This window comes from Chryseobacterium paludis (assembly GCF_025403485.1).
GTDB classification, from domain to species: domain Bacteria; phylum Bacteroidota; class Bacteroidia; order Flavobacteriales; family Weeksellaceae; genus Chryseobacterium; species Chryseobacterium paludis.
Window position 1 is genome coordinate 4285402 of sequence record NZ_CP099966.1, and the last position, 26784, is coordinate 4312185.

General features: G+C 34.4%; 26 protein-coding genes and 1 pseudogene. 9 read left to right on the forward strand and 18 right to left on the reverse strand.

The window, feature by feature from the left end; all coding sequences use genetic code 11:
• Nucleotides 1-28 precede the first annotated feature (28 nt).
• The 5 genes and pseudogenes from fmt to folK all read right to left on the reverse strand — a co-directional run bounded on the left by fmt (nucleotide 29) and on the right by folK (nucleotide 6138).
• On the reverse strand, nucleotides 29-976 hold the full coding sequence (gene fmt / locus NG806_RS19410) for a methionyl-tRNA formyltransferase (RefSeq protein ID WP_261511080.1): 948 nt from the start codon (nucleotides 974-976) through the stop codon (nucleotides 29-31).
• 129 nt (nucleotides 977-1105) lie between these two features.
• On the reverse strand, nucleotides 1106-3007 hold the full coding sequence (locus NG806_RS19415) for a RecQ family ATP-dependent DNA helicase (protein ID WP_261511081.1): 1902 nt from the start codon (nucleotides 3005-3007) through the stop codon (nucleotides 1106-1108).
• A 78-nt stretch (nucleotides 3008-3085) separates the two neighbouring features.
• A complete protein-coding gene (locus NG806_RS19420) occupies nucleotides 3086-4537 on the reverse strand; it encodes an OmpA family protein (RefSeq protein ID WP_214832998.1) in 1452 nt (483 codons plus the stop codon).
• Nucleotides 4538-4596: 59 nt separating this feature from the next.
• Nucleotides 4597-5700 (reverse strand): annotated as a pseudogene (locus NG806_RS19425) (OmpA family protein); the annotation flags it as partial.
• Between the two features lie 21 nt (nucleotides 5701-5721).
• Entirely contained in the window at nucleotides 5722-6138 is a 417-nt protein-coding gene (folK, locus tag NG806_RS19430) for a 2-amino-4-hydroxy-6-hydroxymethyldihydropteridine diphosphokinase (RefSeq protein WP_214833221.1), read from the reverse strand.
• 19 nt (nucleotides 6139-6157) lie between these two features.
• On the opposite strand from folK, the gene sppA reads away from it, so the two are divergent.
• Nucleotides 6158-7912 (forward strand): signal peptide peptidase SppA, encoded by a 1755-nt coding sequence (gene sppA, locus NG806_RS19435; RefSeq protein WP_261511082.1) that lies wholly within the window; start codon nucleotides 6158-6160, stop codon nucleotides 7910-7912.
• Nucleotides 7913-7985: 73 nt separating this feature from the next.
• Here the strand turns inward: sppA and NG806_RS19440 are convergent, their stop codons facing one another.
• The 6 genes from NG806_RS19440 to rpmB all read right to left on the reverse strand — a co-directional run bounded on the left by NG806_RS19440 (nucleotide 7986) and on the right by rpmB (nucleotide 10439).
• Entirely contained in the window at nucleotides 7986-8240 is a 255-nt protein-coding gene (locus tag NG806_RS19440; RefSeq protein WP_214832992.1) for a GlsB/YeaQ/YmgE family stress response membrane protein, read from the reverse strand.
• Nucleotides 8241-8308: 68 nt separating this feature from the next.
• Nucleotides 8309-9262, reverse strand: coding sequence for a signal recognition particle-docking protein FtsY (ftsY, locus tag NG806_RS19445; RefSeq protein WP_214832990.1), 954 nt, complete (start codon nucleotides 9260-9262; stop codon nucleotides 8309-8311).
• Between the two features lie 10 nt (nucleotides 9263-9272).
• Nucleotides 9273-9746, reverse strand: a complete 474-nt coding sequence (locus NG806_RS19450; protein ID WP_214832988.1) for a RidA family protein — start codon at nucleotides 9744-9746, stop codon at nucleotides 9273-9275.
• Nucleotides 9747-9836: 90 nt separating this feature from the next.
• Nucleotides 9837-9989 (reverse strand): DUF4295 domain-containing protein, encoded by a 153-nt coding sequence (locus tag NG806_RS19455; protein WP_214832986.1) that lies wholly within the window; start codon nucleotides 9987-9989, stop codon nucleotides 9837-9839.
• Nucleotides 9990-10009: 20 nt separating this feature from the next.
• Nucleotides 10010-10192 (reverse strand): 50S ribosomal protein L33, encoded by a 183-nt coding sequence (rpmG, locus tag NG806_RS19460; protein WP_214832984.1) that lies wholly within the window; start codon nucleotides 10190-10192, stop codon nucleotides 10010-10012.
• Nucleotides 10193-10199: 7 nt separating this feature from the next.
• Nucleotides 10200-10439: a 50S ribosomal protein L28 gene (rpmB, locus tag NG806_RS19465; protein WP_007841810.1), complete on the reverse strand. Its 240-nt coding sequence runs from the start codon at nucleotides 10437-10439 to the stop codon at nucleotides 10200-10202.
• A gap of 238 nt (nucleotides 10440-10677) precedes the next feature.
• Between rpmB and NG806_RS19470 the strand changes: the two genes are divergently transcribed.
• Nucleotides 10678-12390, forward strand: a complete 1713-nt coding sequence (locus tag NG806_RS19470; protein WP_261511083.1) for a T9SS type A sorting domain-containing protein — start codon at nucleotides 10678-10680, stop codon at nucleotides 12388-12390.
• A gap of 145 nt (nucleotides 12391-12535) precedes the next feature.
• On the opposite strand, the gene lnt is transcribed toward NG806_RS19470, so the two are convergent.
• The gene (lnt, locus tag NG806_RS19475; RefSeq protein ID WP_261511084.1) at nucleotides 12536-14176 is read right to left on the reverse strand and encodes an apolipoprotein N-acyltransferase; all 1641 of its coding nucleotides are present in this window, start codon (nucleotides 14174-14176) and stop codon (nucleotides 12536-12538) included.
• A gap of 55 nt (nucleotides 14177-14231) precedes the next feature.
• On the opposite strand from lnt, the gene NG806_RS19480 reads away from it, so the two are divergent.
• Nucleotides 14232-14654, forward strand: a complete 423-nt coding sequence (locus NG806_RS19480; RefSeq protein WP_261511085.1) for a VanZ family protein — start codon at nucleotides 14232-14234, stop codon at nucleotides 14652-14654.
• On the opposite strand, the gene proC is transcribed toward NG806_RS19480, so the two are convergent.
• From proC to NG806_RS19500, 4 genes are all read right to left on the reverse strand, one after another.
• Nucleotides 14635-15438 (reverse strand): pyrroline-5-carboxylate reductase, encoded by an 804-nt coding sequence (gene proC / locus NG806_RS19485; protein WP_261511086.1) that lies wholly within the window; start codon nucleotides 15436-15438, stop codon nucleotides 14635-14637. The genes NG806_RS19480 and proC overlap by 20 nt on opposite strands.
• Nucleotides 15439-15562: 124 nt before the next feature.
• Nucleotides 15563-16576, reverse strand: a complete 1014-nt coding sequence (gene murB, locus NG806_RS19490; protein WP_261511087.1) for a UDP-N-acetylmuramate dehydrogenase — start codon at nucleotides 16574-16576, stop codon at nucleotides 15563-15565.
• A complete protein-coding gene (locus NG806_RS19495; protein WP_214832972.1) occupies nucleotides 16566-17063 on the reverse strand; it encodes a hypothetical protein in 498 nt (165 codons plus the stop codon). The genes murB and NG806_RS19495 overlap by 11 nt, the downstream gene beginning before the upstream one ends.
• Before the next feature lie 9 nt (nucleotides 17064-17072).
• Complete coding sequence (locus tag NG806_RS19500; protein ID WP_214832970.1) at nucleotides 17073-18278, reverse strand: pyridoxal phosphate-dependent aminotransferase; 1206 nt, start codon at nucleotides 18276-18278, stop codon at nucleotides 17073-17075.
• A 376-nt stretch (nucleotides 18279-18654) separates the two neighbouring features.
• Between NG806_RS19500 and NG806_RS19505 the strand changes: the two genes are divergently transcribed.
• The 6 genes from NG806_RS19505 to NG806_RS19530 all read left to right on the forward strand — a co-directional run bounded on the left by NG806_RS19505 (nucleotide 18655) and on the right by NG806_RS19530 (nucleotide 24636).
• A complete protein-coding gene (locus NG806_RS19505) occupies nucleotides 18655-20355 on the forward strand; it encodes a T9SS type A sorting domain-containing protein (RefSeq protein ID WP_261511088.1) in 1701 nt (566 codons plus the stop codon).
• 124 nt (nucleotides 20356-20479) lie between these two features.
• Nucleotides 20480-20935, forward strand: coding sequence for a DUF1801 domain-containing protein (locus NG806_RS19510; RefSeq protein WP_261511089.1), 456 nt, complete (start codon nucleotides 20480-20482; stop codon nucleotides 20933-20935).
• Complete coding sequence (locus NG806_RS19515; protein WP_261511090.1) at nucleotides 20913-21563, forward strand: YiiX/YebB-like N1pC/P60 family cysteine hydrolase; 651 nt, start codon at nucleotides 20913-20915, stop codon at nucleotides 21561-21563. Before NG806_RS19510 ends, NG806_RS19515 begins: the two co-directional genes overlap by 23 nt.
• 161 nt (nucleotides 21564-21724) lie before the next feature.
• Complete coding sequence (locus NG806_RS19520) at nucleotides 21725-22036, forward strand: NIL domain-containing protein (RefSeq protein WP_214832962.1); 312 nt, start codon at nucleotides 21725-21727, stop codon at nucleotides 22034-22036.
• A gap of 113 nt (nucleotides 22037-22149) precedes the next feature.
• A complete protein-coding gene (locus tag NG806_RS19525; RefSeq protein WP_214832960.1) occupies nucleotides 22150-22704 on the forward strand; it encodes a LemA family protein in 555 nt (184 codons plus the stop codon).
• 3 nt (nucleotides 22705-22707) lie between these two features.
• Nucleotides 22708-24636 (forward strand): DUF2207 domain-containing protein, encoded by a 1929-nt coding sequence (locus NG806_RS19530; protein ID WP_261511091.1) that lies wholly within the window; start codon nucleotides 22708-22710, stop codon nucleotides 24634-24636.
• A gap of 74 nt (nucleotides 24637-24710) precedes the next feature.
• Here NG806_RS19530 and murA read toward each other — a convergent pair whose 3' ends face one another.
• Nucleotides 24711-26018: a UDP-N-acetylglucosamine 1-carboxyvinyltransferase gene (gene murA, locus NG806_RS19535; protein WP_214832957.1), complete on the reverse strand. Its 1308-nt coding sequence runs from the start codon at nucleotides 26016-26018 to the stop codon at nucleotides 24711-24713.
• Nucleotides 26019-26681: a DUF4290 domain-containing protein gene (locus NG806_RS19540; protein WP_214832955.1), complete on the reverse strand. Its 663-nt coding sequence runs from the start codon at nucleotides 26679-26681 to the stop codon at nucleotides 26019-26021.
• Nucleotides 26682-26784 lie beyond the last annotated feature (103 nt).

Consider the following 26784-nt stretch of genomic DNA (forward strand, 5'->3'; position numbering starts at 1 on the left):
TTAATAATATAGAAAATGGCTTGAGTAATCAAGCCATTTTTATTTCGTCAAAATTTCTGAAACCATTCAGGAAATCTTTAATAGTCATTCTTTTCTTACCCCCTAACTGGAGCTCTAAAGGTTCATAGATTCCATCTTGGGTATAAATTTTAAAAGTATTTTTAGAAATTTCTAATGTTCCTGGCATCTTATCATGACCTGAAACTTCGAACTTACCCCCAAATATTTTCAATCCTTTATCCTCCTCACCAATTTTTAAGACTGTAAAAGCAGCTGGATAAGGAGACATTCCCAGGATAAACTGATGGACAGTTTTTGAAGGTGTATTCCAATTGATTTTGGTATCTTCTTTAAAAATTTTAAAAGCATTTTTTGGATGCTCAACGTGAGGCTGTGGTCTTTCCTCAATAGAGTTTTCAGCAAGTCCATTCAGTGTAGTAACAACGAGTTCTGAACCTACTATCATTAGTCGGTCATGAAGACTTCCCGCACTTTCATCTTGAAGTATTTCTAATTCTCTCTGAAGCAAAATATTTCCTTCATCTATTTTCTCATTGATAAAGAATGTGGTTACTCCTGTTTTTTCTTCACCATTGATCACTGCGTAATTAATAGGTGCAGCTCCTCTATAATCAGGAAGGAGAGATGCATGAAGATTGAAAGTTCCGATTTTAGGCATTTCAAAAAGAACTTTGGGCATCATCCTAAAGGCAACCACCACAAAAACATCAGCATCAAGGTCTTTTATTTCCTTTAAAAATTCGGGATTCCTTAATTTTTCAGGTTGAAAAACAGTTAAATTATTTTCCTCTGCAAATATTTTTACAGGTGACTGATGAATCTTCTGGCCACGTCCGCTTGCTTTGTCAGCCACGGTTACAACGCCTACGACTTTATGATGTGATTGATGAATGGCTTCTAATGCATTTTTTGCAAACTCTGGAGTGCCTAAAAAAACGACTTTCAATGATTTCATATGACAAAGATAAGGGGTCTTTTAGTAATTGAAAAATTTAATGATTTAAAAATTCGAAATGGAGGTTTAGATTCTATTGAGGATTGGAAATTAAATATTAGTATATCTTATTTGCGCTTTTTACGAAATTTATGCGAGCGAATAGGTTCTAAAGTTCAACATTTTTACTTTTCCCAAATCTAAAAGATAGATGAGGTTCTCTAAAATATTCTCTTTTGAATGATAACTTAGTTGGATGGAAAGCTCTTCTATAGTTGATGGTTTTTTAGCTAGTAATGAAATAAGGTGAGTAGAAATATTCTTTCCGAAAATGGTTTGCTTATTTTTTTCACAAACAGAACACTGTCCACATGTCTTAGAATTCTTTTCCCCAAAATAAGACAAAATAAGCTTCATTTTACAATAGTCATTATTTTCGACATAGAATTTCATCTCCTCCCATTTCTGGATTTTATTTCTTTGAATATGTTCAAATAACTTCCAATATGCACCATTAATAGTTCTTTCATCTCTTGGTTTTAGAAATTTAATGCTTGATAAAGCTCCGTCTACATATTCAAGATAGTTCTTCTGTTGAAGTTCTTTAAGGCGTTCTTTTATTAATGGAATTCCTACTCCAATCTTATTGCTTACGTTTTGCTCACTGAACATTACCTTATGTGTTGTGATTCCAGAAACAGTACGAAGCATTAGCTCAATAAAATAAGCATCTTTTTTGGGAAGTTGCTCTATTTCATCTGCCTGCATAAGGAGTTCCAAAGAAGACAGGCTTTTATTATCATTAAAATAGATGATTTCCTGGTTATGCAGAAAGTTCAGAACATTTTTGATCTTTGCTATCGATAATTTGGTGAAATTTTGAATTCCGTTGATATTTAATTGAAACACTTTTTCAGGAAGCTCATATTCTGCAACCTGGAAAATAGAGTAGACATACGTGATGATCCTGAGGAACTCTGATTTATTAGGAATCTGATTTTTTAAGATCTGTTCAAAATTGGTGATCTCCTGCTTGTTCCAGAGTAAAAAAGCAAAACTATCCTGTCCATCTCTTCCGGCTCTACCTATTTCCTGATAATAATTTTCCAGTGATGGTGAGGGAGAGTAGTGGACAACAAAACGTACATTATCTTTATCGATACCCATACCAAAAGCATTGGTTGAAATCAGAACATAATTATTACTGGTATTCCATAGATTCTGTTTTGCATTTTTTTCCTTCGTAGTTAATCCAGCATGAAAGTAATCAACATTTTTCAGTTGATTTTTATGTAAAAATTCAGTTAGTAATTCCGCTTCTTTTCTTGTACGGACATATATAATTCCCGAGCTATTATTGTATTTCAAAATATCAAAGACACGCTGATATTTATCGGAAACCTCTTCGGTGAAGATTCTGATATTCTCTCTCTTAAAACTCTTTTGAAAAACTACCGGATTTTTGAGCTCAAGTTTAGTTTTTATTTCTTCCAGAACTTTTGGAGTAGCCGTAGCGGTTAGAGCTAAGCACGGAATGTCTGGATTATTTTTTCTAAATTCTTTTATGTTTTGATAGGATGGACGAAAATCCTGACCCCATTCGGAAATACAATGTGCTTCATCCACGGCAATAAAGGACAGCTGTATCTCTTCCATATTTTGGAGGAACTGGCGGTTAGTTAATCTTTCAGGAGATATATAAAGTAATTTGGTCAAACTGTCTTTGCACCGGTTAAAAATGACTTCAGCATCATAATCATCGAGCTCCGATGAAAGATATTCTGCTTCGATTCCTCTAAACTTAAGTTGATTGACCTGATCTTTCATTAATGCGAGCAATGGCGAAATCACCAGGCATACTCCTTCTCTGAATAAAGCGGGAAGCTGATAGCACAGTGATTTTCCTGCTCCTGTAGGAAGCAGTACCAATGTGTCTTTTTCGTTGATAATGGAATTAATAATTTCTTCCTGAGAATCTCTGAAACTATCATAACCCCAAAAGTATTTCAGGGTTTTATATTTTAACTGGTCAAAATCGTTGGAAGAAATCATGGTATAAAAATAAGGAAAGTATTATAACAAAAAAAGTCACGCGAAGCGTGACTTTTATATAATTGAATAAATAGTTTATTATTTAGCCTCAAAGTAAACTCTTCTGTTTGCTCTGTTTTTCCATTCAGGACATTTAGTAGCAGGTTCACATTCAGGATATTTAAGATCTTTCTCTCCTTTACCTATAGCGTTTAATTTACCTGTCTGAACACCATTTTTGATTAAGTAATTCTTAACGTTATTAGCTCTTCTTTCAGATAATTTTTGGTTATAAGCATCAGTTCCTCTTGTATCTGTTGCTCCAACTACGCTGTAAGAACCAGTTGAAGAATTGATATAAGTAACTGCATTGTTAAGGATAGGAGTATTTGAAGGTAAAATTCTATCAGAATTTAAATCAAATTCAATTCCTTCTAAAGTTCTTTCTTCTTCTTTTACAGGCCCTGTCGTTGCTGTAGGACAACCGTTGTTTTCAACAGGTCCAGGAACAGTAACACATTTGTCGTAAAGATCAATTACACCGTCCAAGTCAGTGTCAAGGGCAACACCTGCACCGTCAACTCTTGCACCAGCAGGAGTATCAAGTTGTCTGTCCCAATCGTCACAAACTCCATCGTTATCAGCATCTCCTTTTTTACAAACTTCGATATCTTGGTTTTTGTTAGCTAAAACATCCAGTTTATAATAGATCTCCTGCAATGGGTCATGCCACATTAAGTGAGATTCGTGTTTTCCTAATTTTAAAGAAACCCCTAAAGTAGCATTGAAGAAGTTATCAGATGTGTTTTCCTCACGTTGGTTAATTGCACTGTATTGTGCACCACCACCGTCGAATGTGTCATCACCGGTAACCACATACATTACTCTACCTTCGATATCAAGACGTCTATTCACTTTGAATTTAAGACCTGCACCTGCCTGACCGAATAAAGAATTAAATTTGAAAGGTTTGATTTCAGTCATTAATCTTTGATTATTCGAAGCATCTTTTAGATATGCTCTGTAGGCTAAAGTACCAATACCTGCATAACCGTGAAGTGCCCATCTATAAGTTGAATGATTATCTACTCTTCTTAATAAATTAGAGAAGTTAACATCTCCTAAGATAGAGATCGCATCATATTGAGTTCTCGCTCCAAGTCTGTCTCTTACAGCTAAATCTGTAGGAGCAGAGTTTTTTGAGTTGAAGAATCCCTGTCTGGTTTCCCCTCTGTCATATTGTAAGTTAATACCAAAAGCATGGGTAATTGCTTTATCAATACTCACATATGCAGAATATCCAAAAAGATTTTTACCATTACCATTTTTGATAGATGTTAAATCCGCTGATTGCATCAATGGTACACCGGCACCAAACGAAATTGCCCAATCATTAAATCTTTTAGATTTTTGCGTAAAAGGCGAAACATTAGCAGAACCGGAAGAAAATGTATTAGGATATTCTCCATTTGAAACTGCCGTAGAGTCTTGTGCAAAAGAAGCTGTTGGTACAGCCAGTGCTAATGCTACAATTGCTAAACTTAATTTCATAGTGTATTTTTTTATTTAGTTAATTAAATGATTTATTTTTTTCAGAATGATTACTTTCCTGTTGGGCAACCGTTATTTTCAGCTGGTCCCGGAACTGTAACACATTTGTCATACAAGTCAATAACTCCATCAAGGTCCATGTCTAATGCAACACCAGCTCCATCTACTCTTGCACCAGCAGGAGTATTAAGTTCTCTGTCCCAATCATCACAAACTCCGTCGTTATCGTTGTCTCCTTTTTCACAAACTACAAGATCAGTTGTAGCTTTTTCAAGTTCACCTGTTCTATAATAAGCCTCTTGTAAAGGATCATGCCATGCTAAATGAGACATATGCTTTCCTAATTTGAAAGATACCCCTAAGTTTACAGTCCACATATTATCAGATCTTGATTTGTTGATCATATTATACTTAGACACTGTAGAAGCAGGATCGTAATCAGCAGGACCTGCATTACCACCACCATCAAATTCATCATCACCGCTTAAGATATACATTGTTCTTGCTTCAATATCAATAAGTTTCGAAACATTATACTTTAAACCAAATCCAAATTGGTAGAAAATAGAATTAATATCGAAATCCTGTTTGATAAATAAAGGAACTCTTCTAGGAGCATTACTCCATCTGAACTCATTGTTGTCGTGTAAGGATGTATTATATCCCATAACACCAATTCCTCCATACCCATGGAATGCCCATCTGTATGGAGAGTGATTATCAACTCTTCTTAATAGATTCGAAAAATTTACATCACCTAATAAAGCTACCTGGTCGTATCTTGTGTTGGCTACACCTACACCAGCGGCTGCACCTGCAGCACCATCTAATTTAGCTTTTTGATTAGTTTCTCCTCTTTGGTAAATTAAACTAACACCGAAAACGTGAGAGATCTGTTTATCCAAACTGATATATGCATTATATCCCCAATTGATCTTTCCATCATAAAATGAAGTAAGATCAGCATGTGACATAAATGCAGCACCACCACCGATTGAAATAGACCAATCGTTAAATCTTCTTGCCTTATTGTCAAAAGGCTGAACATTAGCGGAACCCGAAGAGAATGTATTAGGGTATTTGTCCGACGAATTTACTGTAGTACTGTCCTGAGCATAAGTAGCAATAGGCAGCGCGGCCAATAATAATAAACCTAATTTCATACAATATGTTTTATGTTTTATTTAAATAAAATCTTTTAATAATATTCTGGAAAAATCCCTTTCAAAAAGATGTTTTAAATGTGGGATTTCCAATCTTTCTGATATAAATTTTAACTCATCATACTTAACAATATCAATGTCAATAATACGGTCATTGTAACCTCCTAATGCTTTTGAATCGTTAACTCTTCCCATTTCAAATTCAATACTTTTAACAAAATCAAGTAGTTGAATAGGTGAAAGATGTGTGCATATTATTGTTGCAATATTACAAAAAATATTAGAACTAACAAACTCTACGGGCTCAGATGTTAAAAAAACGCTAATATTTAACATTTCAATTCCACCCGATTTTAACATTTCAAGAGCCTGTTCTATATTTTTTTTTCCATCCCCAAGGTTACTCCCTAGTAACAAAACGACCTTATGTTGCGACATATTAAAAAATGATTGATATATGAAAAGTTTTTTTAAAAATGTTTTAGCAAATATAGTGGCTATTGTCATACTATGTGCTGTATTTTTCTTCTTTTTTATCATAATGCTGGTGTTTAGTTCTATGAGTAGTGACAAATCGGTAGTGGTAAAAAAGAACTCTGTTTTAACTATAAATTTAAAGACCATTATAATTGATAGTCCTACAGAAGAGCAAACCGGAATATTTAATATCAGCAATCAGAACAAAAGCATTTTAATATATGAGGCGTTAGAAGCAATTGAAAAAGCTAAAACGGATGATAATATTAAAGGAATAAGCATTGAAGCAGATGATCTTAATGCAGGTATCACTCAGATTGATGATTTAAGAAATGCAATTCAGGATTTTAAGAAAAGTGGAAAGTTTGTATATGCATACGGAAATGCAGCTTCACAAATTTCTTATTATCTGGGGTCTGTTGCTGACAAATATTTCCTTAATCCATCTGGAATGATAGAGTTGAAGGGATTAGCTACAGAGGTTACTTTCTTCAAAGATTTTGCTGATAAATATGGAATTGGAATTGAGGTAATTCGTCATGGTAAGTTTAAATCAGCAGTAGAACCTTTTTTACGAAATGATATTTCGCCTGAAAACAAGGAGCAGCTGAGTACGCTTTTAAATGATATCTGGAAGAATACATCAACAAAAATTGCAACTTCCAGAAAAATTGATTCTACACAGTTCAGAACTATTGTGGACAGTTTGTATGGGATGATTCCTGAACAAAGTTTAAAATATAGACTTGCAGATAAGTTGATTCAGAAAACAGAATATGATGAGCTTATTAAATCTAAATTAAGCCTGACAGAAAAGGATAAACTGAATAAAATTTCACTTGGTAAGTATATCAATTCTTATTCTGATGAAGATAAATCAGGTGATAAGATTGCTGTATTGTATGCATCAGGATCCATTAATAATGGGGATGGGTATAATGAAATTTATTCTGAGAAATATATTAAGTATATCAGAGATCTTCAGGAAAATGATAAAGTAAAAGCTGTTGTATTCAGAATTAATTCTCCCGGAGGAAGCGCTAATGCTTCAGATGAGATTTTGTTTGAACTTCAGCAATTAAAAAAGAAAAAACCTCTTATTGTTTCTTTTGGTGATTATGCTGCATCAGGTGGTTATTATATTGCTATGGCTGCAGATAAAATTTATTCAGAACCTAATACATTAACTGGATCCATAGGTGTTTTTGGTGTAATACCTTATTATAAAGATATTGCCAATAAAAATGGAATCCGTTCAGATATTGTTGCTACGAATGCCAACTCCCAATATTATTCGGGGTTAAATGGGGTAACACCTTACGGCGTGAGTATGATCACAAGAAGTGTTGAAGGAACGTATAAGAGATTCGTACATTTTGTTACACAAAATAGAAAACAGACTTTTGAACAGATTGATAGTGTAAGTGGAGGTAGAGTATGGAGTGGTACACGAGCTAAACAAATTGGTTTGGTAGATGAACTTGGAACATTAAATGATGCCGTGAAATTTGCAGCACAAAAAGCAGGATTGAAATCTTATAATGTAGCTTCATATCCAAAGAAAATGTCTCCATTTGAACAAATCTTCAAGGATTTAAATGAAGATGATATTTCTGCCAGAGTTATTAAAAGTAAAATAGGAAAGGCTAATTACGAAATCTTACAACAGATCACCGATGAGAAATTAAGATCTGAGGTAAAAATGGAAATGCCTTATCAAATAAAGATCAACTAAATTATATATATTGTTTTAAAAAAAGACCGGCTTGAATTTCAAGTCGGTCTTTTTAATTTTGATAAATATTTTTTTAGCTTTTCTTCGAGGCCATTCCAAATATCCAAAGGACAATAAGGGCACCACCTACCGCTAATAGCATGCTTCTAAAGTCGAAATTTTCAACTGTTCCCCAGCCGATTAAACTTCCAACAAATCCTCCTACGAAAGCTCCAACGATTCCTAATATGATAGTCATTAACCAACCACCACCTTGTGTTCCAGGCATAATAAGTTTTGCAATTGCACCTGCGATAAGACCGAAAATGATCCAAGTTAAAATTCCCATAGTTCTAAATTTTTAATTGTTAATATACATGAATTGTGTTTGTAAACTCAAGGAGAATATGATATAAATCATCTCTTCTTGAAGAATGAGTCAACAAATTCCGTACCATTAAACAATTGCAAATCCTGCATTTTCTCTCCAACCCCTATGTATTTGACAGGAATTTGAAACTGATCAGAGATGCCAATTACCACACCTCCTTTGGCAGTTCCATCTAGTTTCGTAACTGCTAAAGCATTTACTTCTGTAGCTGCTGTGAACTGTTTTGCCTGTTCGAAAGCATTCTGTCCTGTAGAACCGTCTAGAACCAATAAGATCTCATGAGGAGCGTCTGGAATAACCTTTTGCATCACTCTTTTGATCTTTGAAAGTTCATTCATTAAATTTATTTTATTATGAAGCCTTCCTGCTGTATCAATGATTACAACATCAGCTCCTTGGGCAACTGCACTCTGAACAGTATCGAAAGCAACAGATGCAGGATCTGAACCCATTTCTTGTTTAACAATGGGTACACCAACTCTTTCACTCCAGATTGTTAATTGATCTACAGCTGCAGCTCTAAAGGTATCTCCAGCACCAAGTACTACTTTTCTACCTTCGGATTTAAATTGATGGGCTAATTTTCCTATAGTTGTTGTTTTTCCTACTCCGTTTACACCAACCACCATTATTACATAAGGCTTTTTGGTGGAATCTATATTACCGGTTCCTGCATGAGGGTTTTCTAATAATAATTTGGAAATTTCTTCACGGAGGATATTATCGAGTTCACTTACATTGACGTATTTATCTTTCGCAACACGCTCTTCAATCCTTTCGATAATTTTGATAGTAGTAGACGCACCTACATCCGATGCAATAAGTATTTCTTCAAGATCATCAAGCACTTCATCATCTACCGTGCTTTTACCGACTACGGCTTTTGTTATTTTTTCGAAGAAACCCTGACTGGATTTTTCCAATCCTTTGTCTAAAGTTTCTTTTTCTTCTTTTTTGAAAATATTTTTAAACCAACTCATAGTTCCGTTCTTATTTATTTTTTTTAATCACTGCAGTGGCTTCTACTTCAATAAGCACGTCATCTCGGAAGAGTTTACTTACTTCTATAAGACTGCTCACAGGAGGATTCTGGAGATTGATATACCGATCTCTGATTTTTCTAAAATCTGGTGTTTTGGAAATATCGGTAACAAAAATCCCAAGCTTTACAATATCTTTTCCTGTCCCGCCATATTCTTTTAAAATAATCTCAATATTTTTAAAGATCTGCTCTGTTTGCTTTTCTACATTATCAGTCCCTACTAAATTGCCTTTAGCATCTAAAGGAATCTGTCCTGATAAGAGGATCATATTAGAACTTCCACAATCTATGCTTACAGATTGCGAGAGACCTTTTATAGTGAAAACTTTTTCTGTGTTTTTATATTCTATACTATTCATTGTGCTTTGGCCAAATGAAAACAGAAACATTGACGTAAAAACCAGAACAGCAATCTTTTTCATATTAAATTGATTAAAGCATCTGGTGAGCAAAGATAACAAAAAAACTACCCAAAATATGAGTAGTTTTTATATTGTAAATAAAGTATGAGATTATTTTTTCAAATAAACATCAACTTCGTCTGCATTCATTACTTTTTCTTCGAAAACGTAAGCACCTGATTTAGATGACTTCACCATTTTCACAACTTTAGTCATTTTTTTTGACTGACCGCTTTGTAGGGTTGCTACTACTTTTTTTGCCATGGTAAATTATATTTTATAAATTACTTGATTTCTTTATGAAGAGTATATTTCTTAAGAACCGGATTGAACTTTTTAAGCTCTAATCTTTCTGTTGTGTTCTTTTTATTTTTAGTAGAAATGTATCTAGACATTCCTGCCATACCGCTTTCTTTGTGCTCTGTACATTCAAGAATTACTTGAACTCTATTTCCTTTTTTTGCCATGATTCAATTACTTTTTAATCAATCCGTTTCTTACAGCTCTTTCTAGAGCTTCTTCGATTCCAATCTTGTTAATCACTCTCAATCCATGAGCTGATACTTTCAGTGTTACGTGCTTATCTTGCTCCGGAAGGTAAAACTTCTTCTCCAATAAGTTAATTTCAAAACGACGCTTCGTTTTGTTATTAGCGTGAGAAACGTTGTTACCAACCATTGCACGCTTTCCTGTTATTTGGCAAATTCTTGACATATCTCGATGTTCTTATTTGTATAATATTTGAGGTTGCAAAATAACGAAGAATTTTTTAGATAGGCAAATCTTTTATAAAATATTTGCAAATAACCTCTTGATTAATAATATTGAAGATTGTCCATATAATACTGTATTACTGGTGTGGAGCGAGAACTGATAAATTTCATGTAAAGATAATTAAGAGCGATAAATTAATCTTATATCTTTGTTTTTAATTAATCTAAATAAAAATAACATGAAGAAGGTTTATGTTTTATTGTCTATGTTACCAATTGGTATAATGGCGCAAAATTTTTCTGAAGTTCAGACGGGTATGAAAAATTTCTATTATTCTGCAAGTGATGTAGGTCATGTTGATAACAATGGATTTCAGGATATAGTCATTAATGGAGCTGTAGATACAGATGGTGATGGGAGCGCAGATACATCATTCAATGAAGTCTATAAAAATAATGGAAGCACGCTGACTCTGTATGCAGATTTGGGTATGGATGCTACACATTTGGGGGATATTAAATTTATCGATTATAATAATGATGGTCTTACTGATATTATTTCTACAGGATTGAGTTATATAGATATTGTTAATTATAAGCATTACCGGTTTAGAAATACAGGTTCAGGATTTGTAAAAGAAGCTGAGCTGCCGGGGAAGATTTATGGTTCCATGGAGGTTTTTGATTTTAATCATGATGGATTGCAGGATTATGCAATTAATGGAACCCAGTATATTGATGGAACAGGTTTCGTTAATAAACTAGACTATTATCAGAATTCAGCTGTAGGATTTCAACTATTTCAAGGATGGATGGAAGGGACTCAAAACAGTAGTTTTAAAATGGTAGATCTGAACAATGATCATCTTCTGGATATGGTTATTTTAGGGTACGATGTCAATACCAATCCGATTTTTAGAGTTTATTTAAATAATTCCGGGACGCTTACATTATCGCAAACGCTTCTTCCTCTTGCAAATGGAAAAATTGAGTTTGCTGATTTTAATGCGGATGGCTATCAAGATATCGTTGTGGCGGCTCAGGATGAAAATTTTGCTGGGTATCTGGGGATATTAATGAATGATGGAACCGGTCATCTTAATATTCAGCAGGTGAATGTTCCTGAAATATCAGAACCCGCTCTTGCTGTAGGGGATATGAATAATGATGGATATTACGATTTTATAGTGTCTGGAAATGATGATAATAATGATGCGCTTGTTAAGGTGTTTTTATTTAATTCGGCTAATCAGACATTTACTGAAAATACAACTACAGGTTTGCATAGTTTAGGAGGCCCTGGTTTTGTGCATTTACTTGACTATAACAATGATCATCATCTCGATGTTTTATTGTCCGGATTTGATTGGGCAGATCCGGGAATGCCTTCATTAACTAAAATCTTCAAAAATGTTTCTACAGAAACAAATTTAAAGCCTGCGCCTCCTACAAACCTTAGTCTTACAAAAAACGGAAACCGATTTAATTTCTCATGGACTGGTGCTACTGACGATAAAACACCGGTCACTGCTTTGAGCTATGAAATTACGGTAGGAAAGACTCCTGGAGTTTATGATATTGCTAAATATATTGTGACAACACCTTCCTGGTTTTTAGATCTTGATTCTTCGGTGCAGAATGTATATTGGAGTGTAAGATCAATAGATGCTTCTAAAGCATATTCTGATCGTTCTACTGAAGCTACTTTGGGAACTCAGAACATCATTAAGGAACGTGATTTTATGATATATCCGAATCCTGCTTCTGAGAAAGTATTTATAAAAGGAGAGAAAGTAACTGATGTTGAAATGTATTCAATAGATGGTAAAAAACTAAGTATTGATATGAGTGCTGATCGCTCTCTCAATGTGTCACATCTAATTAAAGGAGTTTATCTTCTGAAAGTAAAAATAAAAGACCAATGGACCACCAGAAAACTCATCATTAAATAATTGAACGTTTATCAATGAGAAAAACCAGATGTCCAGCTGGTTTTTCTCTTTTATTGTTTGTATTTTTTTGTGTCGGATCTTCTTGTAATAAACGAAACGACGTACATCGGGAGACTTTTCAAAGTCTCCTTTTTTTAATTAGGAATCACCCTTTATTTTTTTTAAGTCTGTTTTGAAATCTTTTAATTAAAAAGTAAAACAATAAGAAACCTAAAGCAAAAATTGAAAATCTGGATAAAAGATCACCAGCTCTTGTATAAAAAGTCTGTTGATCATAAAGATTTACCCTGGCAAATAATGTCGTCTGATCCCCATAAAAAGTATCCTCCAGAACTTCACCCTTCGCATTGATATGTGCTGAAATTCCACTGTTGGCAGCACGGACGATTTCTCTTCGTGTTTCAATAGCTCTTAATTTAGCATAAGATAGCAATTGTTTATGGCCCTCTGTAACTCCCCACCATGAATCGTTGGTCATAATGGCCAGGAAATTAGCTCCTTTTTTTACATAATCGGTTACGAATTCTCCATAAATACTTTCATAACAAATGATCGGTGCAATTTTTCCTTTATTGTACGGGTTTGAAAAAGCAACTCTTTCTTTGTCTATTCCTAATGAAACAACTGATCCGCCTAAATTAAGCATTGCATCGCCTAAAAGGGGTTTTAAAACACTCATATAGGGGAAGATCTCAACACCTGGCACCAGTTTTCCTTTATGATATACTTCCACTTTTTGATTAGGGACAACTTGTATTGCTGAATTATAACTGGCAACCCAAAGCCCTGGATTAATTTGATAGGCTTCTTTAGGGAGGTCTTTTTCATTTAAAAAGAAATGATGTGATGAAATTCCTGTAGCAAAGACAGAACCGGGATGCTTTGAAAGGAATCCTTTAATGTTATTTAAAAGTAAACTTTTTTCAAATGCGGTCTCAGAAATAGAGCCTCTTCCGGGAATTGCTGTCTCCGGAGCGATATAATAATCGATCTTTCCTTTTGAGTTTTTCTCTGCAAGATTTAATAGATCATTTTCGATCGTTAAGCTGTCTTTTGAATATTTTTCGGCATAAGGATCAAGATCAGGCTGAAGCATTAAAACATTAACCTGTCCGATAGGTTTTTCATTAAAGTTATTATACTTGATTACTGAAATGATCATTGGTATGATGATTAAAGCAGCAGTAATTGATGTATTTCGGATAAGATCTTTCTTTTTACGTCCTGCTTCCCAGGTTCTTATGGTATAGAAGATAAATAGATTAATAACTAGGATCCAAAAACTTCCTCCTGTTGCTCCTAAGGTATCATACCATTGAATTAATTTTGGATAATCAGCAAACACATTTCCCAGATTAAGCCATGGCCAGGTCAATTCCCAGCTCATATGAAATTTTTCAAATCCCATCCATATCGCTATAAGAAAGGCAAACCCCCAATAAGTTCCCTGTGCATTTTTATACCAATGATAACATTGAAAAACCAAGGAATACAAGAAAGAATTAACCAGAACAGGAAATACTACAGCCATTAGTGAATGGCTTCCGTCCGGGTTTTTTGATCCATACAGCCATCCGGTTGTTACAATATTCCAAATCACAAAACACAGGTAGGAAAGTCCAAAGACTACCCAGCTCTTTCTTTTGAAACCTGAAAATTTGGAAACTCCATGTTCCATCATCAGAAGTGGAACAAGGGCAAAAAAGATAAAGAACGGAATCCCGTAAGTTGGCCATGATATGGACAATAGCATCGCTGAAATGAGCGTAAGTAAAACGTATTTCATTAAATTAGATTAACACACAAATTTAATGTTTTTGAAATGAATAAATTTGCAATTGATGTTAAAGAAAATTTACAAATTTGTTATTGGCCCTTACAGCCTGATTTTGCTCTACCTTATGTTTTTAGGAATGGGTCGGGTTCAGTATGAGGATAATGTGGTAAGGATGGAACCTGTTTTATCAACCATCTGGTATATAAAAGAAACAATTCTTTGGAAAGATATCATTCTGATTGTATTGGGAAATGTTATTATGTTTATTCCTTTTGGCTTTTTAGGATGGATTTTCCCGGGTCTTAATAACCTTAAAAGTCTTTTGTTTAGTTTTTTGTCTGCGATTACAATCGTAGAAGCATTTCAATATTTTACAAGAATGGGAATTTTTGAAGTGGATGATATTATATTAAACACTTTCGGAGTCTATCTTGGTTGGTTAATGCGTAAATTGCTGGAGGATAAATTTAACCATTTAACTCTTTAGCACGTTTCTCAGCATTCAGAATGCCTTTCTTTAAGATTTCTTTGAAATTGTTTTCTTCAAAGGTTTTTAAAGCAGCTTCAGTTGTACCACCTTTTGATGCAACATCTTTTATCAGTTCTTCAATATTTTTTTCAGAATTGTTCATGAGATGATAAGCTCCGAGCATGGTTTGCTTAACAAAAAGTTTGGAAAGGTTTTCATCAATTCCCATTTCAACTCCAGCTTTTATCATTGCATCAACAATATAATAGAAGTAAGCTGGTCCACTTCCTGATAGAGCAGTTACGCCGTCCAATAGTTCTTCATTTTCCAGATAAACAGATCTTCCAGTACTGTTCAGTAGCCTTTCAACATTGATGAGCTGGTTGAAAGAAATACCTTCAGCGGAAGTATAACCTGTAATTCCCATTCCAAGGAGAGTAGGGGAATTAGGCATAGCCCTTACCACCATTGGATGGTTTAACAATTTTTGTATTTTCTCGATTTTAATTCCAGCCATAATGGACAGAACCATTTGGTTCTCTTTTAAAGAAAACTGAATATTGTCAACAACATTTTGAAAGTCCTGAGGTTTTACAGCAATGATAATAAGATCAGCATCGAGTTCCTTAACCTCGTTAAAAGTTGAAATTTTAGAATGAGGAAATTCTTCAGAAATTTTAGCGAACTTAGATTCGTTTCTTGTGATCAGGTGAAGATCTTCAGCCTTTATTAATTCATACTTCAAAAAAGATTTTGAAAATGACAAACCCATATTTCCGGCTCCCAGAATAGCTATTTTCATATTGTGTTTTTATAATTTTTAACTAAAATAGTGCTTTTTATTTTAAAAACGAGCTAGAAACTTAAACAAAAAAACAGCCATAAATAAGGCTGTCTGTATTTAAAAATAATCGTCTTCTTTATTTTTAGATAATATTTACCTCTCTTTCCAGTTCAATACTGAATTTTTCTTTTACAGAATTGATGATCTCTGTAGAAAAATCAAAAATTTCCTTGCCTGTTGCATTTCCGGTAGCATTGATAATAACCAGAGATTGTAATTGATGCGATGCAACATTGCCAATTTGTTTTCCTTTCCAGCCACACTGTTCAATAAGCCATCCTGCGGGGACTTTTACCTGATCTCCGGCTGGGTAACCTTGAATATTTTCGAACTTTTCTTTTAGAGCTTCAAATTGAGGTTGAGGAATTGTGGGATTTTTAAAAAAGCTGCCTGCATTTCCAATAATTTTAGGGTCTGGAAGTTTACTTTGTCTGATGTTGATCACTGCTTTAGAAACATCCTGAATGGTAGGGTTTTCAATATTTAATTTTTCGAGTTCACCCTTTATCGCTCCATATTCGGTTTTAATAGGATGATCTTTTCTGGTTAATCTGAATGTCACATCCAGGATCACATATTTACCTTTTCCTTCCTGCTTGAAAATAGAATCTCTATATCCGAATCTGCATTTTTCTAAATCAAATGTTTCAATATCCAATGTTTCTAAATTCAAGACTGTACAACTTACGAACACATCTTTTATTTCTGTTCCGTAGGCGCCAATATTCTGCATGGGAGAGGTTCCTACATTTCCAGGGATTAATGAAAGGTTTTCCAGTCCGCCATAATTTTTATCGAGGCAATACATCACAAATTCATGCCAGTTTTCGCCTGATCTTGCTGTTACCAAAATATTGTTTTCGTCTACATTCTCTTCAGAAATTCCTTTTAGATTAATCTGAATAGCTACACCTTCAAAATCTTTAGTCAATAACACATTACTGCCACCTCCTAAAAACAGAATGGGTAATGAATAAGAAGTAGAAAATCGAATTGCTTCTTTTAGGTCTTCGATTGTACTGACTTCTGTGAAATATTTTGCTGTAGCTTCAACACCAAAAGTATTATAGGCTTTTAGAGAAAAATTATCTTGCATAAGGTAGTTGGTATTCTTTGGGCAGAATCTCTTCTATTCTGCTTTTAAGCATTTGAAGTTGTTTATAGTGGACCGTATCATGAAATGAATTAACATAAACATGGGCGTTTTTCGGTGTTCTGATCTGAAAAGTTTCGTCTATACCATCTACTGACTGAGCGCTTGGCGAGCTCTTAATTTTGTTCAATGTCTTTACGTTAATGGTCGAGATCAGATATTGCCAGTTTTTCAGATTGTTTGAAGATCCCCAGTATTTGTGTGTTTTCTTGGCCGTGCTGCCCATCTCTAAAGAGATCGAATCTTTAGTTGCTTTAATGATCCTGTAATCTCCCAGGTCACCACCAATATTCGATACACTGATGAAGGTGATCTCATTAGGGTTTTTGGGAGCGGCTTTTTTTTCTTCTTTCTTATTACAGAAAAAAAATGTCAGCAATAAAAGCATTGAAAATATAATTTTCAAAACAGATTTTCCTATTGCTGACATCTTTATAATTTAGAGATTAAATTCTAATTTGTATTGTTTCAGTGCTTCCTTTAGGATTTCAACACTTCTTCTTAAATCTTGCTCTTTTAGTACGTAAGCAATTCTTACCTGTTTTTTTCCTAGTTCAGGATTGCTGTAGAAGCCACCCGCTGGTGCTACCATAATGGTTTCATTATTAAGAGAATATTTTTCCAGCAACCATTGAGCAAATTTTTCAGTATCATCAACAGGAAGTTGAGCTACGCAGTAGAAAGCCCCTTTTGGTTTTGGGCAAATAACACCCGGAATAGCATTTAATAAATCTACTAATACGTTTCTTCTGTGTGTATATTCTTCTCTTACCGCACGGATATAAGCTCCATCATTTTGGTGTGCTGCAGTAGCTGCAATCTGTCCTAAAAGAACAGGGCTTAATCTTGCCTGAGCAAAAAGCATCGCTGCATCATGAATTTTCTTAGAACGTGTAATCATACATCCAATTCTTACGCCACACATAGAATAACGCTTAGATTCCGAATCAATGATTATACAGTTTTCACTTAGTTCAGGAAAAGCCAGCATTGAAACCTGTTGCTTGCCATCATAAACATATTCTCTGTATACTTCATCTGAAATAACTACGATGTCGTATTTTAAAGCAATCTCTGCTAATTTTTGAAGTTCTTCACGGGTATAAAGATATCCTGTTGGATTTCCCGGGTTGCAGATGACGATAGCTCTTGTTCTGTCTGTTATTTTTTTCTCAAATTCTTCAATTGGAGGAAGTGCAAAACCTGTTTCAATCGTTGATGGAACTGCTACAACATTTACATTAAATGTACTTGTAAATCCATTGTAATTAGCATAGTAAGGTTCAGGAATGATTACTTCATCACCATCGTCACATAAAGTTGAAATGGCAAAGTTCAATGCTTCAGAGCCACCATTGGTAACAATGAAATTATCAGGAGTTAAATCAGTAAAATCTAAAGAATGATAGTACTCCGTCAGCGCTTTTCTATATTCAATATTTCCTTCAGAAAGAGCGTACTCCAATACTTTTAAATCAATGTTTTTTAAAGCATTTAGAGCGGTTTCAGGAGTTTCAATGTCCGGTTGTCCGATATTAAGGTGATATACTTTTATTCCCTTTTGTTTAGCTAGCAAGGAAAAAGGAACCAGTTTTCTTACCGGCGATGGCGGCATATGTTGTGCTCTGTTTGAAATATTCGGCATTGTTTAAAAAATTTGTATGGCAAAAATAACATTTAATTTTTCAATATTAAAATTATAAAGGATACTATAAGCTTAGAATTACAGATTTAATTTTTTTTCTGATAAAAATTTTATAACAGACTGATTGTGTAATAAATATTAATGCTTTTTTAATAACTTATTATTGTTTTTAATTTTTTAGAGGTGTTTTATCGAATATATACATTGTAATCTTAAATTGTTGTATTTTATTTAAACAAAATTGTTTTGTGTTGATTTTTTTATAAATTTACAGCACTAATATTAAATTACTATGAATATAAATCGATTTTTTGGTGCATTCAGTGTATGCACTCTTTTTTTCGCGTCAAATGTAGCGGCGCAAAATTTTCAAACAATGCCGGTTGTATCCGGATATACAGCGGATGTTATAGCCAATGGAGTAGGTTCATCTATGACTTCTACAACAATAGATGTAGATGGAGTTTCGTTTGCTTTTGTAGCAAAAGACTTCCAGCTAACAGCAGCTAGTACACCTATAACTTATGGTATTCCGGTAAATGGTACAATCAATTCAGTTGTAGCAAGTACGCCAGGGTTGAGTTTTCAGTTAGGAGATCTAAGTGCAAATAATTCGCTTAGGCTTGCTACTACTGGAGAAACAGGAACGCTGGTTTTTGCTCTTCCAAAAGCCGCTTTTAAACTGTATTTGCTTTCTACCAGTGGAAGTGGTACATCTACTGTAAGTGCAACGGTAACGTTTGCAGATAATACCACTCAGGTATTTTCAGGAATAGCACTATCAGATTGGTATAATGGATCTAATTTTGCAATCCAGGGAATTGGAAGAATTAACCGGACCAATGATGTCTTGGAAGCGAGTGCGAGCAATCCAAGATTGTATCAGTCTGTATTAAATATTGATGCAGCTAACGTAACAAAACCTATACAAAGCATTACTATAGCTAAAAGTGGTGGAACGGGAATCTCTAATATTTTTGCAATCTCAGCAGATGCTTTTACAGATTGTTCTGCCCCAACTTTGCAGCCAGTGGGTACACTTTCTTCTAATTCTGCACAGGTTTCGTGGACTATTCCACCAACAACGACAGCGGCAAGTTATGATTTGTATTACAGCACAACCAATACGCCACCTACAAGTACAACGACCCCAAATATGACTGGGATTACAGGAACATCAACAACGATTGGTAGCTTATCATCATCAACCACTTATTATTACTGGGTAAGAACAAATTGTACCACAGCAACAAGTCAAAGTGGATGGTCAGTTGGTGGTACTTTTACTACTTTATGTGGCGCAATGGTACCTCCTTATACTAATGATTTTACTGCTTTCCCAGGAAATTGCTGGGCTAATGTTTCAGGGGGAACTCCTGCAACAGGATCAACCGGCACCAGTCAATACTGGATAGCAGATGGATTCTTAAATGTTACGGGGACAGGTTCTGCAAGAATTAATCTTTATAGTGTCAATCGCGCAGGATGGTTGAAAACAGTTCCATTTGATCTTTCTGCTGGCGGATACAGGGTAAAATTTGACTATGGAGTGACAGAGTATTCAACTACTGCTGCTTCTCCAATGGGATCTGATGATATAGTACAGTTCCTGGTTTCTAATGATGGCGGAAGTACATGGACCGTATTGCAGACATGGGATGTAAATAATACTCCTTCCAATACATCTACTACCTATTCATATGATTTAACAAGCAATACAAGTCCTAATACAGTATTTGCTGTTTACGGAAATGATGGAGCAGTAAATGATGCACCAGATTATAATTTCTACGTTGATAACTTTATTGTAGAATCTGCACAATTAAGTACTTCTGAAGTTAATGGGAATAAAAAAGCAGTTAGCATTCATCCAAACCCATTCAAAGATGTATTGTATATTTCAGATACAAGAGATCTGAAATCAGTAAGTGTTACCGATGTGTCAGGAAGATTGGTAAAAACTATTGATAATCCAACAAAAGAAATCAATCTGAGTACTTTGAATTCCGGATTGTACCTGATTAATATCCAATTTAAAGATGGTTCAAGAAGTACAGTAAAAGCTATTAAACAATAGATTTTATTGAGAAGATAAAAAGAGGCAGCTATAACATTTATAGCTGCCTCTTTTATTTTAAGTATAATAATATAAAGTTATTTTTAATTTTTGTTAATTTGAAAACTAATAAAACTAAATTAAAATGCAAATCCATGCGGCTTCTGTAGAAGATTATATTTCACAAATTCCTGAGGACCGGAAAGAGATGTTTAGAAAGCTTTTTGACACTGTAAATGATAATTTACCGAAAGGATTTATCAATAATCCAAGTTATGGAATGGTAGGCTGGGCGGTACCTTTAGAAACTTATCCTGCAGGATATCATTGTGCTCCTGGTTCACCATTGCCATTTATAAGCTTAGCTTCCCAAAAGAACTTTATAGCATTATACCATATGGGAATATATGCAAAACCTGAACTTCTAGAATGGTTTGTTGCTGAGTTTCCAAAACATTCTGCAAGAAAACTGGATATGGGTAAATCTTGTATCCGTTTCAAGAAGATGGAAGATATTCCATTCGAATTAATCGCCGAAGTAAGTGAAAAAATGACTGTTGAAGACTGGATAGAATGTTATGAATCGAATTTTAAAAGATAGGCGTATACACCATATAATAGTTGTCATTCTTTTATTTCTATTATCAGGATGTAAAAGTTGGCAGAGGTCTGACCTTAAAGATGGTGATCTACTTTTTGTAACTGCCAAAGAAACTGGACTTTCAGGAGCCATTAATAACGTTACACAAAAGCAAAAAAATACTTCTTTTGATCATATTGGAATTTTAAAGAAAGAAGGGAATTCATTTTTTGTATTGCATGCTGCACCCAAAGGAGGATCTCAGAAACAATCTCTCAGGGATTTTATAAGAGAGGAGACTGAAGATAAACAGAGAATTGTAGTATATCGGCTAAAAGCAGAATTTCAAAATTCAATTCCTTCTGCACTTGAAAAAGCTGGATCAATGCTGGGGAAACCATATAATTTTAATTATATTTTAGATAATAATTCCTATTACTGTTCAGATTTCATTGAAAGAGCATTTAGAGAGGATCATATTTTTAAATTAGAGCCTATGACATTTATTGATCCAAAAACAGGAAAAGTAAACATATTCTGGGAAGAGTTTTATAAGAAAAAGAACCTGAAAGTCCCTGAAGGAGAGCTTGGTTGTAATCCCAATGATCTGGCTGGTTCAGATAAATTGGAAAGAATAAAAGAACTATAAAAAACAGAGAGAAGTGAGTGACTTCTCTTTTTTTATGTTAAAATTAAAAAATATTAGTCTACTAATTTGGTGGACTAATATTTTTTTATATTTTTGTGACAGATTTAACGCAATAAGAAAATGTAAAATCAAGAATAGTCTAACCAAAAAAATGTTTAGTGATGATTACACCAAGTCCGAACCTGCAGGTTCTCCAAAATAAGATCAACCTGCCAAAAAAAGAAATGATACTTGAAATAGAATTAAACGGTAAAATGAAGTTTGAGAATATTTTAAATGCAATGTGCAACCAGTTCGGGATCTATCACAGGGTGTTATCTGCTAATGTAGAGTATATTGAAGGACGTAGTTTTGGTTCTGTTCAGTTATATATAAATGCAAATTCAGATGATTGCAAGCAGCTTGAGCTTTATCTGAATAAAAATAAACTTTTAAATACCAGTGTAGAGTATATCTGCAGGAAGTATTTTTAGGGGAGATTCATATAGTTTTAATTACGAAAGTGTTCAGTTTACTGAACGCTTTTTTTTATGATCAGTGGTAACTGAAAAAATAGTACTTTTAGCATATATAAAACCAATAATTTATGATCGCAATTATTATCATTGTCGCTGTAGTTGTTTTGTTTCTTTTCTATGGAGTTTCTATTTATAACCGTTTGGTAAAATTTAGAAACCTTGTTCAGGAAGCCTGGAGTAGTATTGATGTAATGTTGAAAAAACGTCATGATCTTATTCCAAATCTTGTAGAAACGGTAAAAGGATATGCCAGTCATGAACGTGAAACCTTGGACAGCGTTACAAGAGCAAGAAATCAGGCTGTTGGTGCCAATTCTGTTGAGGGTAAAGAGGCAGCTGAGAAAAACCTGAATCAGGCAATGATGAATCTATTTGCTGTAGCTGAACAGTATCCGGATCTTAAGGCAAATGCCAATTTCCAGCAATTACAGTCAGAACTTACCTCTATAGAAAATGATATTGAGAAATCAAGAAGATACTATAACGGAACCGTTCGTGAAAACAATACCCTAGTAGAGTCTTTTCCAAGCAATATCATTGCGAATATGTACAAATTTGAAAAATCGCCATTCTTTGAATTGGAAAATATAGCCGAAAGAGAAGTTCCATCTGTGAAATTTTAGGTGATGAAAAAGTTTTTACTGCTTTTCAACCTTCTGTTTTTTATAGTTGGTTTTGCTCAGGATGAACCTCGACGTGTGGATCAAATGACGATCGTGGAAAGTCCTGAAAAAATTTCTTCCTTTCATTCTGATATTGATGTTGATAAGAATTCCGGGATCACTGTTACGGAAAATATTAAAGTTCACAGTTTGGGGGATCATATTAAAAGAGGGATTTATCGCGCTTTACCGCTTTCAAGAAACCTTAATAATAAGACCAGGAAAGTAAAGTATACAATCATTTCCATTAAAAAAAATGGAGTTGAGGAAAATTACCACGATCAGATAGAGGATGGCTTTCTTAAAATATATGTAGGAAACAAAGATATTATATTAAGTCCTGGCGATTATGAGTATGAGATCAAATATACGGCAGATCATCAAATAGGATTCTTTGATAAATATGATGAGTTGTATTGGAATGTAAATGGAACATATTGGGATTTTGATATAGATTCTATTTCCGCGAAAATTAATCTTCCCGAAGGAGCCCGGATAATTCAAAATTCTTGTTACACCGGAGCTTATGGCAGTAATTCACAAAACTGTAATGCTAAAGTTTTATCAGATCATTCCATAGAATGGACAGCTGCCGATCTTAAGGCAAATGAAGGCCTTACCATAGCTGTAGGGTTTAATAAAGGAGTAATGATACCACCGCCACCACCCACTTTTCTTGAGAAATTTGGAATTTTAATCGGTGGGTTTATTATTTTCTTAGGATTAATTTTTTACTACTATTCAACATGGAGGAAGTATGGTGTTGATCCTGAAAAACCTGTTGTTTATCCGCAGTTCAATGTTCCCGAAGATCTTTCTCCTGCTTCTTTAGGTTATTTAAAAAGTGAGAATTTTAAAAATAAATATTTAACAGCAGCTATAGTTAATCTTGCTGTAAAAGGATATGTTCAGATCATCGAAGGTGAAGATTCTGGTATTCTAGGACTTTTTAGTTCTAAAACATTTACCATTAAAAAACTGAAAGAAGCAGATCAGTCACTTCCGAAAGAAGAAATTAATTTATTAAATACTCTTTTTTCAAACTCTTCTGATTCCGTAAAGTTTGATGGGAAATATGATTCAAAGATTGAAAGAGTAGTTACCAATTTCAAGGAAACTCTGAAATTCCAGCACGATAAATTTTTAAACGAGGGGAATAACAGTGGCAAACTGGTGTTGCCAACTTTATTGATTATGATAGTTTATGCTCTCGGATTATTTCTTAGTTATACGATATATCCTGAGGCTGAAAAAGTGGCTATTGGAATTGCATTATTTGTGGTTCTTTTTGTAGCCTTTATTTTAGTTGGCTTTTTATTTAAGAATCTTTCATGGAAATTCTTAATACCGATCCCTTTTGTCATATTCTTTGGTATAGGAGGTTTAATAACAAATGGTCATGAAATAACTGAGGATAATAACTTTAATATTTGTTACATCTTTATTGCTCTGGCATTTACCTCACTGATGATCTATCAATATCTAATTAGAAGGCCATCAGAAGAAAAGCTGAAGAAAAAATCCTTGATTGAAGGTTTCAAAATGTATATGGGTGCCGCTGAAAATGAACAGTTGAAATTCCATAATCCCCCTCAGCTGACACCACAGGTTTTTGAAAAACTCCTTCCATTTGCAATGGTATTGGGAGTTGATGAAATTTGGGGTAAAAAATTTGATGACTTATTAAAAAGTATGGCAACCGGAACAGAATATGTTCACGCCTGGTATATAGGAAGTTCTATCAATCACTTAAGTTTTGCAAACAGTTTAAACTCAAGCCTTACGAATTCCATAAAGTCTGCAGCTACACAGCCTTCCAGTTCCGGCAGTGGATCTGGTGGCGGAGGTTTCTCTGGCGGCGGAGGTGGTGGCGGTGGCGGCGGAGGCTGGTAAACCGAAGTAGTCATAAAAATAAAAAGCGTTCAGTTTAACTTGAACGCTTTTTTATATTTTGAATAAATTATATATTAAATTCTTTCGATGTCTGCTCCAATTGCTTTTAGTCTTCCATCGATATTTTCGTAGCCTCTGTCAATCTGTTCGATATTGTGGATAATCGATTTTCCTTCTGCAGAAAGTGCTGCTATAAGAAGAGCGTTACCTGCTCTGATATCTGGAGAAACCATAGTCGTTCCACGAAGTGGAGCTTCTTGATTAAGACCAATAACTGTAGCTCTGTGTGGGTCACATAAAATGATCTGCGCACCCATGTCGATTAATTTATCAACAAAGAATAATCTCGATTCAAACATTTTCTGATGAACCAGAATGCTGCCTTTTGCCTGAGTGGCAACTACCAAAATGATGGATAGTAAATCAGGTGTGAAACCTGGCCACGGTGCATCGGAAATCGTAAGAATAGATCCATCAATAAATTTCTGGATTTTATAATTTTCCTGAGCCGGAATATAAATGTCATCATTGCTTTGTTCAAGCTGGATTCCAAGTTTTCTGAAAGTATTAGGAATAACTCCCAATTGATTCCAGTTTACATTTTTTATGGTAAGCTCAGATTTTGTCATCGCAGCAAGACCGATCCATGAACCTATTTCAACCATATCAGGAAGCATGGTGTGCTCTGTTCCATGTAAGTGAGTAACTCCTTCAATCGTTAATAGGTTTGAACCTATTCCCGAAATATTAGCACCCATTCTGTTTAGCATCTTGCAAAGTTGCTGTAGATAAGGTTCGCAAGCTGCATTATAAATTCTGGTTTTACCTTTTGCTAAAGCTGCAGCCATTACGATATTAGCAGTACCGGTTACTGAAGCCTCCTCCAATAAAATGAATTTTCCGTTAAGCTCTTTAGCTTTTAATGAATAGAAGTATTCCTCCTCATCATAATGGAACTCAGCTCCTAATTCTACCAATCCTTGAAAATGGGTATCTAATCTTCTTCTTCCTATTTTGTCTCCACCAGGTGTTGGCATATAAGCCTCGCCATATCTTGCCAGCATAGGACCCATAAGCATGATCGAACCGCGTAATTTTGCACCGTCCTTTTTGAATTCATTTGATCTTACATAATCAAAATTGACACGATCAGCTTTAAAAGTATAATCTCCTTGTCCGTTTTTTGTGATTTTTACTCCAAAGTCACCCAGAATTTCAATGAGTCTATTGACATCGTGAATGTCGGGAATGTTTTTAATTGTTACCTCTTCATCAGTTAGTAAAACTGCACATAAAATTTGTAAAGCTTCATTCTTTGCCCCTTGTGGAGTAATTTCACCTTGCAGTCTCTTTCCTCCTCTTATTTGAAACGTTCCACTCATTTACTTTCTGTTTTTATGATTGTTGTTATTGTTGTGCCTTCTTTTGTTGGTTTGGTTTTTATTATTGCTGTTGCGATTGTTGTTGTTATTGTTGTTGCTTCGGTTGTTGGTCGTGTAATAGATCTTACTTTTCTCCAAAGATTCAATTCCAGTCAGATCCAATCTGTTTTCCGATAGCTCTTTCAAATGACGGAAAATCACATCATCAGTAACATGTTCTTTATTATATACATTATAAGACTTCTTCATGTTGTTGGCAATAACCTCGATAAGAGCTTCTTTTTCATCTCCCGGTTCAAGTTCTATAGCTTTTTCAATTAATTGAAGAATACTTTTCCCGTAAAATTTAAAGTCACCCTGAAGTTTTGGATATTCCATTCTTTTAGGTTTTTCTTCAAGTTGCTCTTTTGTAGGAAAAGGATAAGGAGAATCTACATCCAATTCATGATTGGCTAAAATATATAGATGATCCCAAAGTTTATGTTTATAATTGTCTTCATCACGAAGTTGTGGGTTTCTTTGTCCCATAAAATCGATGATTGCCATTGCCATTTCGTTTCTCTCCTCTTTAGAAGGAAGCTCTTTGCAACGCTCAACCAACTGTTGTATAATTCTGCCATATTCCGGCATATTAAGTTGCGTTTTTTGGGTGTTATATTCCATAATATGCAAATATATGGATTAAAAGAAAAATTGTCTTGATAATCTTTAAAGTTTATGATTTTTTAATGAAAATTTATGATAGTGTTTTTAGAAATATTTTTAA